At 48.3% G+C, this 18445-nt stretch carries 19 protein-coding genes; 11 read left to right on the top strand and 8 right to left on the bottom strand.

Annotated features, from left to right (window positions below; genetic code table 11):
- Positions 1 to 32: 32 nt before the first annotated feature.
- Complete coding sequence (locus AC2YIT_RS22345) at positions 33 to 227, bottom strand: cold-shock protein (protein WP_015813455.1); 195 nt, start codon at positions 225 to 227, stop codon at positions 33 to 35.
- A gap of 352 nt (positions 228 to 579) precedes the next feature.
- Between AC2YIT_RS22345 and AC2YIT_RS22340 the strand changes: the two genes are divergently transcribed.
- A complete protein-coding gene (locus AC2YIT_RS22340; RefSeq protein ID WP_015813454.1) occupies positions 580 to 801 on the top strand; it encodes a PspC domain-containing protein in 222 nt (73 codons plus the stop codon).
- Here the strand turns inward: AC2YIT_RS22340 and AC2YIT_RS22335 are convergent.
- From AC2YIT_RS22335 to AC2YIT_RS22320, 4 genes are all read right to left on the bottom strand, one after another.
- Positions 782 to 1810, bottom strand: coding sequence for a glycosyltransferase family 2 protein (locus tag AC2YIT_RS22335; protein WP_430843847.1), 1029 nt, complete (start codon positions 1808 to 1810; stop codon positions 782 to 784). The genes AC2YIT_RS22340 and AC2YIT_RS22335 overlap by 20 nt on opposite strands.
- A gap of 11 nt (positions 1811 to 1821) precedes the next feature.
- Entirely contained in the window at positions 1822 to 2169 is a 348-nt protein-coding gene (locus tag AC2YIT_RS22330) for a YbaB/EbfC family nucleoid-associated protein (protein ID WP_211302183.1), read from the bottom strand.
- Between the two features lie 55 nt (positions 2170 to 2224).
- A complete protein-coding gene (locus AC2YIT_RS22325; RefSeq protein ID WP_487280648.1) occupies positions 2225 to 4147 on the bottom strand; it encodes a T9SS type B sorting domain-containing protein in 1923 nt (640 codons plus the stop codon).
- A gap of 185 nt (positions 4148 to 4332) precedes the next feature.
- A complete protein-coding gene (locus AC2YIT_RS22320; protein WP_430843845.1) occupies positions 4333 to 6279 on the bottom strand; it encodes a T9SS type B sorting domain-containing protein in 1947 nt (648 codons plus the stop codon).
- A gap of 182 nt (positions 6280 to 6461) precedes the next feature.
- Here AC2YIT_RS22320 and AC2YIT_RS22315 point away from each other — a divergent pair, with 182 nt between their 5' ends.
- From AC2YIT_RS22315 to AC2YIT_RS22305, 3 genes are read left to right on the top strand one after another with little or no spacing between them, the layout of a single operon-like run.
- A complete protein-coding gene (locus AC2YIT_RS22315; protein WP_430843844.1) occupies positions 6462 to 7715 on the top strand; it encodes a bifunctional 3,4-dihydroxy-2-butanone-4-phosphate synthase/GTP cyclohydrolase II in 1254 nt (417 codons plus the stop codon).
- Complete coding sequence (locus AC2YIT_RS22310) at positions 7712 to 8140, top strand: GNAT family N-acetyltransferase (protein ID WP_487280647.1); 429 nt, start codon at positions 7712 to 7714, stop codon at positions 8138 to 8140. Before AC2YIT_RS22315 ends, AC2YIT_RS22310 begins: the two co-directional genes overlap by 4 nt.
- 42 nt (positions 8141 to 8182) lie before the next feature.
- Positions 8183 to 9157 (top strand): bifunctional heptose 7-phosphate kinase/heptose 1-phosphate adenyltransferase, encoded by a 975-nt coding sequence (locus AC2YIT_RS22305; RefSeq protein WP_487280646.1) that lies wholly within the window; start codon positions 8183 to 8185, stop codon positions 9155 to 9157.
- On the opposite strand, the gene AC2YIT_RS22300 is transcribed toward AC2YIT_RS22305, so the two are convergent.
- Positions 9158 to 10138, bottom strand: coding sequence for a hypothetical protein (locus tag AC2YIT_RS22300; RefSeq protein WP_487280645.1), 981 nt, complete (start codon positions 10136 to 10138; stop codon positions 9158 to 9160). It lies immediately after the preceding gene.
- Positions 10139 to 10274: 136 nt separating this feature from the next.
- On the opposite strand from AC2YIT_RS22300, the gene AC2YIT_RS22295 reads away from it, so the two are divergent.
- Both AC2YIT_RS22295 and AC2YIT_RS22290 read left to right on the top strand, forming a co-directional pair.
- Positions 10275 to 12011 (top strand): DUF4153 domain-containing protein, encoded by a 1737-nt coding sequence (locus tag AC2YIT_RS22295; protein WP_487280644.1) that lies wholly within the window; start codon positions 10275 to 10277, stop codon positions 12009 to 12011.
- Positions 12012 to 12098: 87 nt separating this feature from the next.
- Complete coding sequence (locus tag AC2YIT_RS22290) at positions 12099 to 13097, top strand: polysaccharide deacetylase family protein (RefSeq protein ID WP_487280643.1); 999 nt, start codon at positions 12099 to 12101, stop codon at positions 13095 to 13097.
- A gap of 52 nt (positions 13098 to 13149) precedes the next feature.
- Here the strand turns inward: AC2YIT_RS22290 and AC2YIT_RS22285 are convergent, their stop codons facing one another.
- Both AC2YIT_RS22285 and lpdA read right to left on the bottom strand, forming a co-directional pair.
- The gene (locus tag AC2YIT_RS22285; RefSeq protein ID WP_487280642.1) at positions 13150 to 13755 is read right to left on the bottom strand and encodes a hypothetical protein; all 606 of its coding nucleotides are present in this window, start codon (positions 13753 to 13755) and stop codon (positions 13150 to 13152) included.
- A 112-nt stretch (positions 13756 to 13867) separates the two neighbouring features.
- The gene (lpdA, locus tag AC2YIT_RS22280; protein WP_430843837.1) at positions 13868 to 15265 is read right to left on the bottom strand and encodes a dihydrolipoyl dehydrogenase; all 1398 of its coding nucleotides are present in this window, start codon (positions 15263 to 15265) and stop codon (positions 13868 to 13870) included.
- Positions 15266 to 15525: 260 nt separating this feature from the next.
- On the opposite strand from lpdA, the gene AC2YIT_RS22275 reads away from it, so the two are divergent.
- From AC2YIT_RS22275 to AC2YIT_RS22255, 5 genes are all read left to right on the top strand, one after another.
- Positions 15526 to 15888: a four helix bundle protein gene (locus AC2YIT_RS22275; protein ID WP_430843836.1), complete on the top strand. Its 363-nt coding sequence runs from the start codon at positions 15526 to 15528 to the stop codon at positions 15886 to 15888.
- A gap of 134 nt (positions 15889 to 16022) precedes the next feature.
- A protein-coding gene (gene prfB, locus AC2YIT_RS22270; protein WP_430843835.1) for a peptide chain release factor 2 occupies positions 16023 to 17097 on the top strand; the annotation gives its coding sequence in 2 pieces (ribosomal slippage) (positions 16023 to 16082 and positions 16084 to 17097; 1074 coding nt in all).
- Positions 17098 to 17202: 105 nt separating this feature from the next.
- Positions 17203 to 17394, top strand: coding sequence for a hypothetical protein (locus tag AC2YIT_RS22265; RefSeq protein WP_430843834.1), 192 nt, complete (start codon positions 17203 to 17205; stop codon positions 17392 to 17394).
- A complete protein-coding gene (locus tag AC2YIT_RS22260; RefSeq protein WP_430845343.1) occupies positions 17387 to 17650 on the top strand; it encodes a type II toxin-antitoxin system RelE family toxin in 264 nt (87 codons plus the stop codon). Before AC2YIT_RS22265 ends, AC2YIT_RS22260 begins: the two co-directional genes overlap by 8 nt.
- Complete coding sequence (locus AC2YIT_RS22255; RefSeq protein WP_430843833.1) at positions 17643 to 18437, top strand: alpha/beta fold hydrolase; 795 nt, start codon at positions 17643 to 17645, stop codon at positions 18435 to 18437. The genes AC2YIT_RS22260 and AC2YIT_RS22255 overlap by 8 nt, the downstream gene beginning before the upstream one ends.
- The last annotated feature ends 8 nt before the right edge of the window (positions 18438 to 18445 follow it).

Raw genomic sequence — 18445 nt, 5'->3', positions numbered from 1 at the left:
CATTTTTAATTTCTCTTGCAAAAAAAATACAATTATATCTTTTTTACCTGCACAGCGTTAAGTCCTTTTTTTCCTTCAACGACTTCGTATTCTACTTGGTCATTTTCACGGATAGTAAGTCCTCCCAATCCTGTCACATGGACAAAAATGTCCTTTTTTGTGTCGTCTTCCACGATGAAGCCGTATCCCTTAGCTTCATTGAAAAATTTTACAGTACCTGTTGGCATAATAGTTGAAATAAAAAAATTGAAATAAGGTGAAAATACAGAAGATATGTAGGCGTTTCAGTTAAAAGTCGAAATGGCTATACCAAATAATTGAGGGAGGCTCAACGCATTAGCAAAAGAAATTTTGGAAATTCTCCCGAAGACATCTTGATTATAATGAACAACTTACAAATTCTTCAATCACAAAGAAACAAAAATTGTTTGTAAAACAATTTATTTGATTAAAGAATTTGAAAATTTAACGAGCAAGCGGTATTTTGCCTTTTTGGCTCATTTAAAGCAAATTTCACACGACAGAATTGCATATTCCGGCGAAAATCGCTAATTATGAGGCAATTATCGAAAACAAGGTATGAACAAGTTTAGGTATTTCGTTGAGAACCAAATATTTGGAGTTTGTGCAGAACTAGGAGAAAAGCTCAATTTTCCGGCGAGCAGCATCCGGAAATACTTCATCTACGCCACCTTCATGACCTTCGGCTCGCCCATTATCCTGTACCTCGTGCTGGCCTTCTGGATGGAGCTGCACCAGCATTGGCGCCGGCATAATAGCCCTACGATCTGGGAGCTTTAATGGGTTCGATACCCGTAAGCTTCCCGAATTTGTGCTTTCCCAGCACAAAATATTCCCACACAACACTTCTGTAATAAAGCGGTGCCCGATACCGGGTCCTCGGTGTTTTTCGTGTTAACTCGGGGATCATCGCGTAGAAGGCAAAATGCGCTCGCACAATAGCCAAAACGTCGGGCCAGGCCCCCGTGGCCATAAACCGCACGCTGGAAATGCCGTCGAGCACGAGCCTGATAAGCACCGTTTTCCACCTGCGGCCTTTCGGCAGGTTCTTGAAAAGCATGATCAGGTTGTTGCGGTAGTTCAGGAACGTCTTCCTTGGATTGGATTTGTGCAACGTTCCGCCGCCGACATGGTAAACGGTGGATTTGCCACAATAAGTGATGCGGAACCGCATGTTAAGCAGCCGCCAACAAAGATCTATTTCCTCCATGTGGGCGAAAAAAGACTCGTCAAAGCCGGATGCAGCGTGGAATGCAGACGAACGCACAAAGAGACAGGCACCTGTGGCCCAAAACACATCCTTTTCATCGTCGTATTGCCCCAGGTCTTCTTCCCGCGTATCGAAAATACGTCCGCGACAGAAAGGATAACCCAGGTAATCCATATAACCGCCCGCCGCGCCCGCGTACTCGAAGTGCGTAGGCAGATCATATGCGCGTATTTTGGGTTGGCAGGCAGCGATAAGCGGGTCCGACTCCATGAATGCGATCACCGGGGCGATCCAGTTTTCAGTAACCTCGATATCGGAGTTGAGCAGAATGTAATAGTCGGCCTGAATGCGGCGCAGTGCATCGTTATACCCCCCCGCATAGCCCTTGTTTTCACTGATTGTGAGTATGTTCAGCTCCGGGTAATGCGTATTCAGCCATTCGAGGGAATGGTCTGTCGAAGCATTGTCAGCAATCCAGATAGCGTGGCTGCCGGAATGCTCGATGACTTTTGGAAGGAATTTTTCGAGATAATGCTGACCGTTATAATTCAGGATTACAATCGCAACAGAGGGAGTCATTCGGTATTCGGTTATTTCATAAAGCTGCCCAAATCCAACCCTGGAATATTGGGGAGCACTCCATCCGTTACCTTTTGCAGATGTTGTTGAATTTTGGATTCGATATTCTCATTGGCTTTGTTAACTGCTGCTACAATGAGATCTTGGAGCATTTCCTTATCGTCGGCGTTAATAATGTCCTTATCGATATCCAGGCTAAGCAGCTTTCTTTTCCCATCGACGGTAGCCTTCACCATTCCCCCACCCGATTCGGCAGTTTCGGTAATGTAAACCAGTTGTTCCTGTGCTTCTTTCATACGCGACTGAAGGTCCTTCATTTTGCCCATGAGGCCCATCATGTCCGCCATATTTCCAAACATAGCTGTACTTATTAAGTTTAAAACTTGAGAAAACTTATTTTACGGAAATAGTTCCTTACCGTAAAAGCATAAAAGTACCGCTTTTTTCAACAGTTTGATTGATGTCGTCGACGAAAGTCATCTTGTAGTAGTAATATCCCACAGGCGCATTGGTTCCTTCGAAAGTTCCATCCCAGCCTTTGGTAATATCATCGGAGTGGAAAACGACCACTCCCCATCGGTTCATGACCGACATATTAAATGACTGCAATTGCTCCGATTTCGCTTCCAGGATATCATTATAGCCGTCGCCGTTCGGGGTAAATGCGTCGGGTACAAAAACGCCTGCATTGCGGCGGTAGTTGATAATATTCGATAAACTCTCAAAATTCCCATCCAGCGAAACGGCCTTGACCAGAAAATTATATTCCAGGGCACTCTGGTTGTTCAGCTTCACGGTATAACTCGTATTCTTTTGCATCGGAATGTCCTCGGAGGCCCCTCCCGAGCCTGTCTGAACGACTGTATAGTCCTCAAAACCGCCCAAAATCGGACTATCGCTGGTCCAGTTGAGGGTTGTAAGTTTTTTACTCAAAAGGATCGTACAAATCGGCTCAGACGGGGGCACCTTCTGGCCACAGGAATTTTCATAACTCATACGGTAGCAATAAGATCGCTCATCCGTATTGGCCGCATTGTCAATGTAATCGCTCTGGTTATAGAGTGTGATGATTTTCTTGAACAATGTGCTGCCTGCTTCCGCCCGCTCGATCGATAGTTCGAACGAAGTGTTGGGGCCCGCGCCGGGCACCTCTGCCTTGATAGCCACACTGCTTTTGTCCAAAACCGAAACGGATCCTCCGCTGAGTGGTTTCGCGCTGCCTGTCTCGACTTTAATCCCAATCGCCGCGGAAGTAGAAGTGGCTGTCTTCAATTTAGCAACCACCTGATATTCCGCAAATGTTCCGCACTCTACATCGTTATCGGTGTAGCTGGTTTCCCCGATTGCCGTAAAGCTCTTGATAACCGTTCCATCGCGGAGGAGATCGTAACCATCAAATTGTGCCGCATCGGGATACTGGCTCCATTTCAGGTTGTTGGAACCATCGGTACTGTTGCCAGATATCGTCATCGTACTGATAGGTTCTGTTTCGGTACTGCCGGCACAAAGGTCTTCTGATGAAAGCCTTACCTTGTAACTCTGGTCTTTATTAAGCCCTTTGATGTCGTAGGGCTGGGTACCGCCAGAGGAGCGCGTACCGGAGGTAACGTAAGAGGTACCGTTGGTGCTGTATTGAATATTGGTGCGAACACCCGTCACACCTCTGTAAGTAAGCCGTATCGTGCCGTCATTCCGCATTTCAACCGCAGTTGTCTGGATCTCATTAAACTGAGGGCGCTCGAAGGTAACTGGGAAACTGTAAACCCTGCCTTTGTCACAAGCCTTTCCTGCGGCGTACAAACCGGTAATCGTCACAGTCGGACTGGTGGCGACACTTTTATATTCATGTACAAATTTCAGTGCGTTTCCTTTCTGCCATGTGGCAGTCTCTCCGTCGCCCCACTTTATTTCAACCTGGTCGTAAGCCGCCAGAATAACATCGTTGGTGAGTTCCAGAAAAATCTTGCCGCCTCCGCAAGAGGAGTAAATGGCACCAATGGGACGCGTTTCACTCACTTTCACGGTTTTACAAGCATATCCCCGTCCGGATGGAATACCAGCCACCTGTAACATAATAAATGTCCCGGGCAATTGATATGTATATGTAGAGACCTCCCGGATACTCGGATTGGTTTCCTTGCCGTCGTACAGCGCATAATAACCTACCAGGTTGTAATTAGTAAGGTTATTGGTAATCTTAACCGTCAGAGGTGCGCATCCTTCGTACTTGTCAAGCTCAAAATTACCTCCCCCAAGGTCACACAACCCCTGTCCGTACGAAGTAAGCGTTGAAAGTAACAGAAAAAATAAAGAGAAGGATAGTAGTGTTATTCTCATAAGTGTGGCATATTTAACCCTGACTTTTTTCAAAGACGATAGATAGAACAATAAGTTTCCGGAATCATAACGAATTCAAAAACGCAATAGCAAAAATAAGCTATTTAGGGGTGGCAATAATGCGTACCTATTAAACGGGGATATTAAAAAAGTATTATCCCAGGAAACACAGTCTTGGAAAAATACTATCTTATTAGGAGAAAGCTCCCATTTTTGACGACCGTCTGGCCGGAAGCATTGGTCGCTTCGATCTTGTACAGATAGTAACCACCCGGAGCTTTGCCGGTTTTGATATTCCCGTCCCAGCCCTCGGCGATGTCGTTGGAATGGTAAACTACTTCGCCCCAGCGGCTGAAAACAGACATTTTAAAATCTTTAACAAAATAAGCCTTGACTTCGAAACGCTCGTTGTAGGCGTCCCCGTTCGGTGTAAATGCGTCCGGAACCAGCAGAATGGCCTCACTTCGGAAATTCAGCAGATTGGATAAACTCACAAAATTACCATCGGACGATTTGGCTTCGATCCGATAACCGAAATCGGATTGGGATGCGAGATCCAGGGTATGGTTGGTAGAAAGGCCTTTGGGCGTTTCATTGACCACGTTCCCGCTTTTGTCAACTTGTTGCAGGGTATAGGTTTCAACGGTACTGATGAACGGCGCTTCGGGATTCCAGACAATATCCGGCGTGTTTGTTGTCAGCAGAATGGAGCAAACCGGCGTGCTAAATGACGGAGACTTCATTTTACAAGCATTCTCGTACTGGAAACGGTAGCAATAGGAATTTTGCGAGGTACTCACGTTCGTATCATCCCATTGCAAGCTTTGATTATTCGCAGGCGAAACCAGTTCGAAGTTGGAGGTGCCCAGTAATGCGCGCTCTACAATCAGGTTGTATTCGCTGGTTAGCCCTTCGCCGGAAAGCTCCACTTTGGTGCTGATCGTGTTTTCGTCCTTGACCGTCACCAAGGCATTGGTGATATCGCCCGGCGCCGAAGTTTTAGGTTCCAGACTGATAGGCGCTGAATAGGAGCGAACGTCGTTTTCGATAATTGCTACAACATCATATTGATAAGTATTACCGCATTTAACATCCGTGTCTTCATAGGAACGTTTGAGGGGGTCCGAGAAAATCACCGCGCCGTTCCGTTTCAGCTGGTATTCGACCAGTCCTTTGGTATTAGGCTCGTTCTCCCATTCGAGGGAAATGATTTCATCGAGCGATAGTCCGCCTTGCTTGATCGCAATGCTGCTCACTATGGGGCTTTGAACGACGTTTCCGCAAATGTCCGTCGACCAGAGCTGAAACCGGTAAACCACCTTAGGGTCCAGCAGCGGCACTGATACCGACTGAGAGCCGCCGGTTTGGCCGCTTTTGTTGGTAAAAATGAAATCTCCGTTTCCCTTGGCAATGTAAACCTTGGTTTCGATGCCTTCCATTCCGTCATAAATGATTTTCGCATTCCCGTCTGCCGGCATTTCCACGCTTCTGATACGGATACTGGCGAGCGACTGCGGTGCACCGGCCGTCAAAGTAGTAGTGTTGGCTTCCGCATTGCACAAGGTACTGGTGTAAGAGCCTTTCAGTGTAATGGCCGGGAGACTGCCAGGGTCATAGGTGTGCTCGAAATATGGGGTGGTATTGGTTTTAGGATTAACATTCTGCGTCTTGCCGTCGCCCCAGTTAATGATCACCATATCATAGGCCTTCGTGATGGCATCATTCCCGAGTGTAACCCGCACCTTTCCGTTGGGGCAACTAATTAGTTCTGCTTTGGGACCGCGGGTTTCTTTCACGGTCACATCTTTACACAAACTGAACCCGCCTACGTCTTTGATACTGCCATATTGGAGGATCGTATAGGTGCCTGGCACATTGTAAGTGTGGGTTAAATCGTAGGAGCGGTCGGCCTCCTTGGGCGGGCTTGTACTATTCCGGTCAAAATTGTAGGAATAGGTCACGCTTTCCGCATTGGTCATCTGACTGGTAATCGTGACCTCCATGGGCGCGCAACCGACCTCGGGCGTAACCGTAAACGCCCCGGTAGTACTGCAAAAGCTCTGACCTGAAACTTCTTGGTGAACAAGCGAAAAAATGCCTAACAGAAATATGATCAGTAGCCTGTGTTTCATAGTGAGTAAAGTAGGTTCCGCGAGGTATGCTGACGTCGGATTGCCCCAGTGAAACGGATCATGCAAATCCTTTGTTCAATCTGTAACGGACGTTCAAAAATAGAACTTTCGACATTATCAACGTACCTTTGCAGAGTAAAAACGAGTTTTAGTTTAAAACTATTTTTTCATTAACCCGATTAATGAGTAACAATACAAACCCGATTGCGCTGGACTCCATCGAAGATGCCATCGAAGCAATCAAAAGAGGGGAGCTTATCATCGTAGTCGATGACGAGGACCGTGAAAATGAAGGTGATTTTATCTGCGCTGCCGAGCTGGTAACGCCGGAAATAGTCAATTTTATGGCAAGGGAGGGCCGCGGGCTCATTTGCGTGCCGATTACCGAAGAGCGCTGCGCCGAACTTGAACTGGAAATGATGGTGGGCAACAACACCGCCCTGCACGAAACGGCATTTACTGTTTCCGTAGACCTGCTCGGGCATGGTTGTACTACCGGTATTTCAGCCAGCGACCGCTCCAAAACCATCCAGGCGCTCGTCAGCAAGGACACCAAGCCTACGGATCTCGGACGCCCCGGCCATATTTTCCCATTGAAAGCCAAAAGAGGCGGTGTGCTTCGCCGCACCGGCCATACCGAAGCTGCGATCGACTTTCCGCGCCTGGCAGGCTTGTCGCCGGCAGGCGTTTTGGTGGAAATCCTGAATGAAGATGGTTCGATGGCGCGCCTGCCTCAGCTGCGCGAAATCGCTAATCGCTTCAATCTGAAACTCGTCAGCATTAAAGACCTGATCGAATACCGCCTCCGCGAAGAATCGCTGATCAAACGCGAGATCGGCGTGGATATGCCTACCAAATGGGGCCATTTCGACCTGATCGCCTACCGCCAGATCAATACGGGCGACCTGCACCTTGCTTTGGTGAAAGGAACCTGGGAAAAGGACGAGCCCGTGCTTGTACGCGTACACTCGTCGTGTGTGACGGGAGACATTTTCGGCTCCTGCCGTTGCGACTGCGGCCCCCAGCTCCACGCCGCCATGGAAATGGTGGACCAGGCCGGCAAAGGTGTAATCGTTTATATGAACCAGGAAGGCCGTGGAATCGGTCTTTTGAATAAACTGAGAGCCTATAAATTACAGGAAATGGGCCGCGATACCGTGGAAGCTAACCTCGAATTGGGCTTCCCGATGGACGACCGCGATTATGGCGTGGGTGCGCAGATTTTGCGTGACCTCGAACTCACCAAAATCAAGCTCATTACAAATAATCCAAAGAAACGCGCCGGGCTGATCGGCTATGGTCTCGAAATCGTGGATTCTATAGGCATTGAAATTCCTGCCAATCCGTACAACGAGAAATATCTGCTCACCAAACGTGATAAAATGGGCCATAACCTGAACAATCTGACCATCGTAGGACATAACAAAGGACTATGACGATCGAAACCGTCCAGACCGACGCAGATATCCTCAAATGCCGTGGCGCCATCCAGGCGCTGCGGCCATTGCTGACCGACGACATTTATACCGACGCCGTTAAGCAAACCCTCGCCGACAACCGGCAAATCATTTTCATTGAAGACGGCAGCCCCGATGCCGCCGCAGTAGCCGTTTTTGAAACCGGTTACAATCTTTTTCGTGGAAAATATATCTACATCGACGATCTTTCGACTTTGCCGACGCAGCGCGGCAAGGGTTATGCAGGTATGCTGCTCGATTGGATCGCAACATATGCCCGGAAGGAAGGATTCAACGAAATCCATCTCGATTCCGGCGTCAATGCCGCCCGGACGGACGCGCACCGGCTTTATCTCAATAAAAGATTTCAGGTTGCCAGCCTGCATTTTGTTGCCAAGGTCTGATTTTTTACCACAGGTTTGCTGGCAATTTTAGCACATAACTACATGACTATCGATCAGGTTTTTGAAGCATTTGATACCCTTCGTGTACTGGTAATCGGCGACGTAATGCTCGATTCCTATGTTTGGGGAAAAGTTGATAGAATATCCCCGGAAGCACCCGTGCCGGTGGTCAACGTTCAAAAAAGAGAATACCGGCTGGGCGGCGCAGGCAATGTGTTGCTGAATGTACAATCGTTGGGTGCGGAAGCCATTATCTGCTCTGTGATCGGCACCGATGCTCCCGGCGACTTACTCGAAAACAGCCTGAAAGAAAAAGGTTTGAACTGCGAAGGCCTGATCCGCAGCGACTACCGCATTACCACTATTAAGGAGCGAATTATTGCCGGCTCTCAGCAGGTAGTGCGCATCGATACCGAAACCGACAAGCCGGTTTCCAAATCAGAGACTGAAAGACTGGTAGCGAAGGCCAAGGAATTAATCCCGTCCTGCCAGGTGATTATTTTTGAAGATTACGACAAAGGCGTACTCACACCCGAATCCATCGCCGAAATCACCGCATTCGCCAACGAGCATAATGTACCAACCGTCGTAGACCCCAAAAAGCGCAATTTCCTAGCCTATAACCACGTCACACTTTTTAAACCAAACCTGAAAGAACTCCGCGAAGGTTTAAAAGTGGACTTCAATGTGGATAACCTCGACGAGCTGAAAGCGACTGTACAGCATTTGAAAGATACGCTCCAAGCCAAGGGCGCATTGATCACATTATCGGAAAGAGGCGTTTTCATTGATCTCAACGACGAAACGCACAAATTACCTGCCCATATCCGTCAGATAGCCGACGTTTCCGGCGCGGGCGATACGGTGATCAGCATTGCCGCATGCTGCGTGGCATTGGGCCTTCCGCCGAAAAGCGTCGCTGCCATCTCAAACCTCGGCGGCGGGCTGGTATGTGAAATGGTGGGCGTGGTACCTATTGACAAAGCATTGTTGAAATCGGAAGCGCAAAAACTGTAGCTACCAGTTAATACCACCCTCTCCGAGGCTCATTCTTCGCATAAATTTGGACGACAATCGCGACCGGCTCGTGATGTAGCGTACACTCGCACCTATGTAAGGCGTCGTCGCGGGCGTGTACGAGCTAAGGTTTTCGCGGGCACTATTAAATGTGCGTAGCTGCCGGAATGTGGTCACCCCGGCTTCCACCGACACATTCAGCACCGAAAACAAGTGCGCATTGGCGGCTATGCCGGTTTTAATCTGACGGTAATTTTCGCGGCGTAACGCCTTTTCTTCCGGCGTTTGCACCTGGAACCCGCCGCTATAACCGCTCAATCCCGCCAGGAAATCCACGTTGAACCACTTGGTCGCTTTGTAGTTCGCATTTACCATAAACGGCAACAATGCAGACACGCGCCAGTCTTTCCCTAGTCCCTTGTTTATTCCAAATACCGGAATGAACCGCAGCTTCTGGTTGTAAGCCAATACCGATCCGTACATAAACTGCGTGCGAAGCCCGAGGATGTGCATTCTCGCCGCGCCGCCCCAGAAGAATGGCTGTGGGCTAAAAAACGTCTCATTGCTTTCCGTCATGCCCAACCCGCCGCCATACACCCACAGCCGGTCCTTGATGCTCGCCTGCAAGCGGATCACACCAAGCGATAACGTTTTATAACCGTTGGATGGATCATTCTTACCATCGAAAGTGGGCTGAATTTGGGTATACTGAGCGATGGCAACCGTGTGCACAGCCCTCAAATCAAATTTTTTCCGCAGACTATAACCCAGCTGCACCTCACTCCGCAAGGGAATAATCCCGAAAAATCCTGTCCTCGAAACGCCGTAATCCCGCGTCCCGTCGAGGCTCGAAGGCACATTGTAATCCGCTTTGAGCGTCAGATTCGGATAAAAAAGGCGACTTAGAGAAAAGTGCTGGGCTTGTGCGGGAATAATCAGGCACAGTAGCAGACAGGTTAACAGGTTGCGCGAGTTAGTCATGCAGGGATGTCAGGGGATGCGTTAAAATGTTGGCAAATAACGCGAAAAGCAAGGGGGTATTGTGTAACCGGAATCATCATAATTTTGAGAAAAAGTTTGTTGATTTACATACACTATTCCAACAGTTTGCCTTGCCATGATCAAACTCCCTTCTTTAAAAACATTAGGCGACCTCCTCGCGGACACTGTTATCCGCTACAAATGGGTCACGCTGATCGCCCTCGCCAAGACTATTATTTTCATCTGGCTTACTGAAATTCCCTATGACGAGCAGAATATTAAAAATGAGTTGCTGCGCCTGTCGTACGTAGCTACATTAGCGCTGCCGATAGCCCTGGCTATACGGCTTTCCTGCGAACGACGTTCATGGAAATCATATACCGGCCCTGCCATGGTTGTCGTGATGATCGTCGCGTTGGCAATTTATTATTGGCTAATGAACCCTGATCCGGGGTTTAGCGAAACGTATCAGTTCTTTATCCTACTGGCTGGCGCGCATCTGCTCGTTTCCTATTTGCCGTTTATTGGAACCGATGATAAAGAAGGTTTCTGGCAATTCAACAAAACGCTTTTTCTCCAATTCCTTAATGCGACTTTGTATTCGGGTACCCTTTTCGTCGGCTTGCTCATTGCCGTGCAAACCGTCAAATACCTTTTCAGAATTGAGTATTCATTTGCCATAGAGGCGGATTTGTTTATGGTCGTGGCCTGCTTCTTTCATACCGTGTTTTTCCTCAGCAAAATTCCAAAACCCACCGAAACGCTGACGGATTACCCGAATGGCCTGAAAATATTCACGCAGTATGTTCTATTGCCCCTGGAAGTCGTGTACCTGGTCATTCTCTACATTTATTTGGCTAAAATCATCTTACAATGGCAGCTACCGCAGGGCCAGGTCGCCTACCTCGTAATGGCATTTTCGGGCGCAGGGATTTTGGCGTTGTTGCTTTTACATCCGCTTCGCCAAAACATGCAGGAACGTTGGGTCGCTATATTCAGCCGGAGGTATTATCTGGCACTTTTGCCGCTTATTGTCCTGCTCTTTACGGGCATACTCAGGCGCATCGGCGATTATGGTATTACTGAAAACCGATATGTTGTGGCTGTGCTCGCATTCTGGCTGGCCGGTATTACCCTGTATTTCCTCTCCGGCAAGCGCGATGATATCCGCTGGATTCCCATTACACTTTCCATTTTATGTTTCCTGCTGCCGATCGGGCCGTGGAACATATTTGCCGTTTCTAAAAACAGCCAGTTGAAACAGTTTGAAGAGATATTGGCAAGAAATAAGGTTCTGGATGCAAACAACCAGATCACCCGGCAAAAGACAGTTAGCAAGGCAGACCAGGCGCAACTCATTTCCATTATCAGTTTTTTCAGGACAAGGGAGTTGTCGGGGCTGGAACCCTATTTTGCAGGATTTAAAGAAAAGGACAAAGGCGACTACCGTTATTACGCTGCGATGGAAACAACATTGAACAAGTTTGTCGTCTCTGACAAACAGCTGGAATCCGAAAAATACACCAACCACTCATCCCAATTTGCCAAAAATGCTGCCGGCATGTCGATTACCGGATTCGAGCACGCGCTGTTTATCGATGCCAGCGAGGACAGGCAAATCGGCGACGGACAAGTGGAAGTAAAAATTGAGCAGGGTGGAAAGACATGGACAGTATATCGAAATAAAAAGAAAATAACCGCCTGGAATGTCGCAGACCGTGTGAAGGCGTTGCAAATAGCATTCGGTAATCACGCTGCGGACGTGCCGCAGGACTCACTCGCGCTCATGCATGGAAACTACAAGATGGTGTTCCGGTCGCTCTCTTCCTCCAATAGTAGTTATTACGGCCAAGGTGTTTTGTTTTATAAGTAGACTGTGAGTAGCCAGCTGATAGTCCAAAATCGCATTCGCCGTGTATAATCGTCAGACTTCCAGCTCCATCCAGTAACAGATTATTTTATGAAAAAACTACTATTCCTGCTAGCCATTCTCCCCAGTCTGCATTCAGTTGCCCAAACGACCGAACAAACTTACGCTGAAAAACTCGGCTACCCCAAAGGCAAAAAAGTCCTGATTATCCATGTCGACGACGTGGGAATGTCTTATGAATCCAATCAGGGCGCCATCAAAGCTATTCGTGAGGGCGTCGCCAACTCACTGAGCGTTATGATGCCCTGCGGCTGGGTGCCGGGTTTTGTACATTATTGGAAAGAGAATAAAGACATTGATGCCGGCCTGCATTTGACCATGACATCGGAATGGAAAGACTATCGCTGGGGACCGCTGGCGGGCAAGAACCAGGTGAAAGGACTTACCGACCCGGAAGGTGCATTATGGCGCGGCGTTGCGGAGGTTGTCAAAAATGCTTCTCCCGATGAAGTTGAAACCGAAATCCGCGCCCAGCTCGAACGCGCACGTACGATGGGCTTTGAACCTACCCACCTCGACTCGCATATGGGTACGCTCTTCGCGACGCCCGAGTTTTTGGAAAGGTATTTAAAGGTAGGAATGCAGGAGAAGATTCCAGTGATGTTCCCTGGCGGACATAACACGGCTATTCGGGGCGAGGAGAAAATGATTGCAGAACGCTTCGAAATGACGCAAAAAGTGGGCAAACAACTCTGGGCAGCAGGATTGCCCGTGCTCGACGACCTTGAAAACAGCAGCTATGGCTGGAAAGGCCCGGAAAATGGCGACAAATCCGAAAAAGCGTTACAGAAATACAAAACCGCCAAATACATTGAAGCGATCGGTAAATTGAAACCCGGCCTCACGATGGTGATCATGCATTGCACCATCCACACCGAAGTCTTCCCCCACATTTCCGACTCGTGGCCGACACGCGAAGGGGATTTCCTGGCCATGATCGACCCAGAATTGCGGAAGTATATTGAGAAGGAAGGGATTATTTTGACGACCTGGCGGGAGGCAATGCAACGTAGACAGAAGGTGAAGTAGAACTTCGGCTTTCAGACTTTTTTCGAACAACGGCAATCCATACCGCCGCCGACTACGGGTTGTCGTTGTTCAATTCTTCCCAAATACGTTGTAATTCTTCGACATCCCCGAGATCCTTGTGTCTTGCGGCGGCTTTCTTTTCTGCTATTAAATCGCGTAAATGGAGCACTCGAAAGGGCACCCCGTTGTAATCGGCCAACAGTGCCCTTTCATAGCATGCATCAAAATCGGTCTCGGCGAAAGCTCTCAAAGCATGTCCCAAATCCAGTTCGAAACCTGATTTTCCGAAACGCACGGACGTCCAGCCGAAAATAAGCGGCATTGTTCTTAAAAGCTCAGCACCTACGACATCATTTTCAAGTAAGGCACGAACAAATGCTTCCGTATTTCCGTAGGTATTTCCGATCCACAAATCCATATCCAATGTGGTGCGGATATGGCCGTGAACGACCCCGGCCATGCCTCCTACCAAAAGGTATCGGACCTGATGCTGGTTAAAACTTTTCAAAAGTTGCAAAACGTCCTCGCTGCTAATGTCCATCGAATGCTTGTTTCTGTTTCTGGGATTCGAACGATATAGCTTGTCTGCAACACCATTCAAGCGAATGAATGCTTCCAGATTCTCGGAATGTTGCTTGGTTAATGTATTCGCAGACATAGGAAGTTGAGCAGTATTTTGAGTAAAAATAAACAATGCCCGAGAAAACTCCCGGGCATTGCCATAATCAATATACCGACAGTCGAAAGCCGACGGCCGAAGTCTTACAATCTTACAAATCAATTGCTTCGCCGTAAGCCGCCTCGGTTGCGCCTTTCAACGCCTCCGACATGGTTGGGTGCGGGTGTACGGAACGCATGATCTCGTGCGATGTAGTTTCGAGCTTGCGGGCTACTACTACTTCTGCGATCATTTCGGTTACGTTCGCGCCGATCATGTGGGCTCCGAGGAACTCGCCATATTTTGCGTCGAAGATTACTTTTACGAAACCGTCGGTAACGCCCGCTCCCACCGCCTTACCAGACGCTTTGAATGGGAATTTACCCACTTTGATATCGTAACCTGCTTCTTTCGCTTTTTTCTCGGTGAAACCTACCGATGCGATTTCAGGCTGGCAGTAAGTACATCCAGGGATGTTGCCGTAATCGAGTGCTTCGGTTTTGTGACCTGCGATTTTTTCCGCGCAGATAATACCTTCTGCAGTTGCCACGTGTGCCAATGCCTGGCCAGGTGTGCAATCGCCAATCGCGTAGAAGCCTGGAACGCTGGTTTCGTACCATTCGTTAACCACGATTTTACCTTTGTCGGTTTTAATACCGGTTTCTTCCAGACCAATGTTTTCGATATTTGCAACGATACCAGCCGCTGAAAGCACTACGTCTACTTCGAAAGTTTTCTCGCCATCCGGAGTCTTAACAGACACTTTGCAGCCTTTCCCGCTTGTATCCACTTTCTCCACCGAAGAGTTTACCAAAGTTTCGATGCCGATCTTTTTGTATTGCTTCGCGATTTCTTTTGAAATCTCCTCGTCTTCAACCGGAACCAGATTCGGGAGGAATTCCACTACGGTAACCTTGGTTCCCATTGAGTTATAAACGTAAGCAAACTCCATTCCGATCGCGCCTGAACCGATTACCAGCATGGAAGCCGGCTGCTTTTCGAGGCTCATCGCCTTGCGGTATTCGATGATCTTCTGTCCGTCGAGCTTGATGTTCGGCAACTCGCGTGCGCGTGCACCTGTTGCGATAATGACCCCTTTTGAAGCGCTATAATCGGTCTTTTTGCCGTCTTTGTCAGTGACTTCTACCGTTTTCTGGCCTTTCACTTTGCCGGTGCCCATGATGACGTCGATCTTGTTCTTTTTCATCAGGAACGACACCCCTTTGCTCATCGTATCGGCCACGCCGCGGCTGCGTTTGATTACCGCTCCGAAATCAGCCGATGAGTCGCTTACATTGATACCATAATCCTTTGCGTGCTTGATGTACTCGAAAACCTGAGCACTTTTCAGCAGCGCTTTTGTTGGAATACAACCCCAGTTAAGGCAAATCCCTCCTAAACTTTCTTTTTCAACAATAGCAACTTTAAGTCCTAATTGGGAAGCACGAATGGCTGCGGGATAACCCCCGGGGCCGCTACCAATTACAATCACATCATATGTTTGAGCCATTTTCCGGTATTTTTATTGTACGAAATGGGTTGACAAAATTTTGACGCAAAGGTAATAATTATCGTCAGAAATTGGTCAGGAATTAGTCAGGCCTGGTCAGATGTTGTCAGGTGTGGTCGGGAATTAGTCAAGTGGGTTAGAAAATGGTCAGGTGTGGTCAAGTGTAGTCAGGAAGTCATTTGTTGTGAAGCTGATAAGGTTATTACAAGTTGTTACCAAAGGGAGATTCTGGCGTATCAATTTGGTAACAAACGGGCTGCATGATGAAACCGGAAGAACTGCAAGTATACCAGCTGGCAATGGTGATTGGCGACGAAATATGGCGAATAGTAGACGATTGGAGCTATTTTGTGAAAGATGCATTTAGCAAACAACTGATCCGGGCTGCCGATTCTATCGCTGCCAACATCGCCGGGGGCGTTGGAAGATACCACTATAAAGAGAATCTGAACTTCTGCTACTATTCTAGGGGTTCTTTAAGGGAAACAGTAACCTGGCTTCCCAAAGCATTAAACAGGAATCTGATTTCTAAGGAAAAATTCACAGAATTGAAGCAACTTTGTGAGTTGTTATCCATTAAACTTAACAACTACATCAAAACAATAGGCAACGGCTTGCGGTGATTCAAGCAGGAAATAGTCACAACAAATGACCACACCTGACAAATCATGACAACCCATGACTAGACTTGACCACAACCGTCAAAGCCTGAGCCCAAACAGCGAAGCATTTTTTTAACTTAAATTCAAAAAATTCAATGACTGCAGAGCAATTGAAAGACTTGAAAGCCCGTGTAGAGGCTTTGGGGAGGTATCTTTGACTACGCTAACCGGAAACAACAGCTAGGACAACTTGAACAGCAGACTGTTCAGCCGGAATTCTGGAACGACTCAACCCGCGCGGAAAAGGTCATGAAGGAAATCCGCGGATTGAAATTCTGGACCAACGGATACGAGGAACTCGCGCGCCTGCGCGACGACCTGGACACGATCTGGGAATTTTATGAGGCCGACGAAGCCACCGAAGAAGAGGTGGACGAAGAAGGCAAAAAACTCGCCGACAAGCTGGACGAAATCGAGTTCAGGAAAATGATGGGCGAAGAGGGCGATGAACTCCCGGCCGTGATCGAGATCAACGCGGGAGCGGGTGGTACCGAGTCGCAAGACTGGGCGTCGATGCTCATGCGGATGTACATCATGTGGGCGGAGAAAAATGGTTACAAGGTGCGCCAGGTGGATTTGCAGGATGGCGATGTGGCCGGAGTGAAATCCGTGACCCTCGAAATCGACGGTGAATATGCCTACGGCAACCTGAAATCGGAGAACGGCGTGCACCGCCTCGTCCGCATTTCGCCATTCGACTCGAATGCGCGCCGGCATACTTCCTTCACCTCTGTGTATGTGTACCCGCTCGCGGACGACAACATCGAGATCGAAGTGAATCCAGCCGACATCACCTGGGACACTTACCGATCAGGCGGTGCCGGTGGGCAAAACGTAAACAAGGTAGAAACCGCGGTACGTTTGCACCACAAGCCTTCGGGCATCATTATCGCGTGCCAGCAGGAACGTTCGCAGCTGATGAACAAAGAGGTAGCGATCCGCTTGCTGAAATCGCGCCTCTATCAGATCGAGCTCGAAAAGCGCAACTCGGCACGGGCCGAAGTGGAAGCTTCGAAACGTAAAATCGAATGGGGCTCGCAAATCCGCAGCTACGTCCTCGACGACCGCCGCGTAAAAGACCACCGCACCGATTACCAGACTTCGAATACCGAAGCGGTACTGAATGGCGATATTAATGGGTTCATCAAGGCCTATTTGATGGAAGCATAAGATTAATCTAAAAGACCTCTCAAACGGCTGCTTCAATGAGTACGGCGTTTGGAGGTCTTTTTGTTTTAGCTTAAATTTAATATTCCTATCAAACTTAATTGCGCTATGACAGGGGTCAGATACAATACCGACGCACAGGGACATAAAACCGAAGTGATTATCGATCTGAAAAAACACGGTCAGATAGTCGAGGATATTCTGGACGCTCTCTTAGTCGAAGAAAGGAGAAATGAAGAATCAATTTCCTTCGAAGAGTTTGTGCAACAATTAAAAGCCGAAGGCAAATTTGATGAATGAGGTTTATGAAGTCATCATTAATAGTTCGGCACAGAAAGATGTCAAAAAGCTTCCCGCGCAGGAAATCAAAAAAATAGTCCCGGCCATTCGCCTACTGGCCAACGATCCGAGACCGACGGGTTGTAAAAAGTTGGTCACTACAAAAAATACTTATCGGGTTCGGGTCGGAAATTATAGGATACTCTACTGCATTGAGGATCAAATCAGAATTGTAGAAGTGTCGGCAGTAAAACATCGCCGGGAAGCCTATGAATGATCATCATTCCAAAAATCTTCCATTTCAGAAACTAGGCTCCGGCCCGAATGTGCTCCTTGCATTCCACGGCATCGGACAAGATGGCACCGGGTGCTTTGCGGCCATCGAGAAAACGCTCGGTACGCATTATACCATCTACGCATTCGACCTTCCCTTTCACGGCCAGCATAGCGACGCCGCATTTGAAGTCATTTCAAAAGCCGATTGGAAAAACAGCGTCGCCCATTTCCTCAATCAAAACAACATTTCCCGCTTCGACATTACCGGTTTCAGCATTGGCGGGCGCTTTGCGCTGGCCACGCTGGAAGCATTTCCTGAAAAAATCGACCATGCCTTCCTGATCGCGCCCGATGGCGTGTCCGAGCATCCTATGTATGCGCTCGCGACACGCGTTCTGCCTGCGCGATGGATTTATGGGTGGCTGATGCGGCATCCCGGTGTGTTTTTTCCCGGCGTTCGCGTGGCGAGGACGTTGAAACTGGCGAGTAAAAGCCTGGTAAGGTTTACGCAGCAGGTTTTAAATACACCCGAAAAAAGACAGACAATTTACCGCTCCTGGGTCGCATTCCGGGATCTGCGGTTTGATATTTCCGCATTGGTCAAAACGGCGAATGCGAATCAGGTAACGATTTACCTTTTTGCGGGCGTTTATGATAGTTTGCTGAAACCAAAAGCAGTAAAGAAGCTGGCGGAGCTGCTTCCCGAAAACCAATATATTGAACTAAAAAGCGGCCACACGCGCCTGGTAGAGCACGCGGCCGCATGGATTTGCACTTTATTTAAGTAAATTGGGAA

The sequence above is a fragment of the Dyadobacter sp. SRI_021 genome, from assembly GCF_057586235.1.
The sequence above is the reverse complement of the archived record's forward strand: the minus strand, read 5'-3'. Positions and strand labels throughout refer to the sequence as shown.

Excerpts from the sequence above, each read along its gene's own strand:
- AC2YIT_RS22345 (WP_015813455.1), bottom strand. The coding sequence starts at position 227 with ATGCCAACAGGTACTGTAAAATTTTTCAATGAAGCTAAGGGATACGGC.
- AC2YIT_RS22325 (WP_487280648.1), bottom strand. The coding sequence starts at position 4,147 with ATGAGAATAACACTACTATCCTTCTCTTTATTTTTTCTGTTACTTTCA.
- AC2YIT_RS22265 (WP_430843834.1), top strand. The coding sequence starts at position 17,203 with ATGACAGGGGTCAGATACAATACCGACGCACAGGGACATAAAACCGAA.
- AC2YIT_RS22300 (WP_487280645.1), bottom strand. The coding sequence starts at position 10,138 with ATGACTAACTCGCGCAACCTGTTAACCTGTCTGCTACTGTGCCTGATT.
- AC2YIT_RS22320 (WP_430843845.1), bottom strand. The coding sequence starts at position 6,279 with ATGAAACACAGGCTACTGATCATATTTCTGTTAGGCATTTTTTCGCTT.
- AC2YIT_RS22285 (WP_487280642.1), bottom strand. The coding sequence starts at position 13,755 with ATGTCTGCGAATACATTAACCAAGCAACATTCCGAGAATCTGGAAGCA.
- lpdA (WP_430843837.1), bottom strand. The coding sequence starts at position 15,265 with ATGGCTCAAACATATGATGTGATTGTAATTGGTAGCGGCCCCGGGGGT.
- AC2YIT_RS22255 (WP_430843833.1), top strand. The coding sequence starts at position 17,643 with ATGAATGATCATCATTCCAAAAATCTTCCATTTCAGAAACTAGGCTCC.
- AC2YIT_RS22295 (WP_487280644.1), top strand. The coding sequence starts at position 10,275 with ATGATCAAACTCCCTTCTTTAAAAACATTAGGCGACCTCCTCGCGGAC.
- AC2YIT_RS22335 (WP_430843847.1), bottom strand. The coding sequence starts at position 1,810 with ATGACTCCCTCTGTTGCGATTGTAATCCTGAATTATAACGGTCAGCAT.
- AC2YIT_RS22315 (WP_430843844.1), top strand. The coding sequence starts at position 6,462 with ATGAGTAACAATACAAACCCGATTGCGCTGGACTCCATCGAAGATGCC.
- AC2YIT_RS22275 (WP_430843836.1), top strand. The coding sequence starts at position 15,526 with ATGATGAAACCGGAAGAACTGCAAGTATACCAGCTGGCAATGGTGATT.
- AC2YIT_RS22290 (WP_487280643.1), top strand. The coding sequence starts at position 12,099 with ATGAAAAAACTACTATTCCTGCTAGCCATTCTCCCCAGTCTGCATTCA.
- AC2YIT_RS22260 (WP_430845343.1), top strand. The coding sequence starts at position 17,387 with ATGAATGAGGTTTATGAAGTCATCATTAATAGTTCGGCACAGAAAGAT.
- AC2YIT_RS22340 (WP_015813454.1), top strand. The coding sequence starts at position 580 with ATGAACAAGTTTAGGTATTTCGTTGAGAACCAAATATTTGGAGTTTGT.
- AC2YIT_RS22305 (WP_487280646.1), top strand. The coding sequence starts at position 8,183 with ATGACTATCGATCAGGTTTTTGAAGCATTTGATACCCTTCGTGTACTG.
- AC2YIT_RS22330 (WP_211302183.1), bottom strand. The coding sequence starts at position 2,169 with ATGTTTGGAAATATGGCGGACATGATGGGCCTCATGGGCAAAATGAAG.
- AC2YIT_RS22310 (WP_487280647.1), top strand. The coding sequence starts at position 7,712 with ATGACGATCGAAACCGTCCAGACCGACGCAGATATCCTCAAATGCCGT.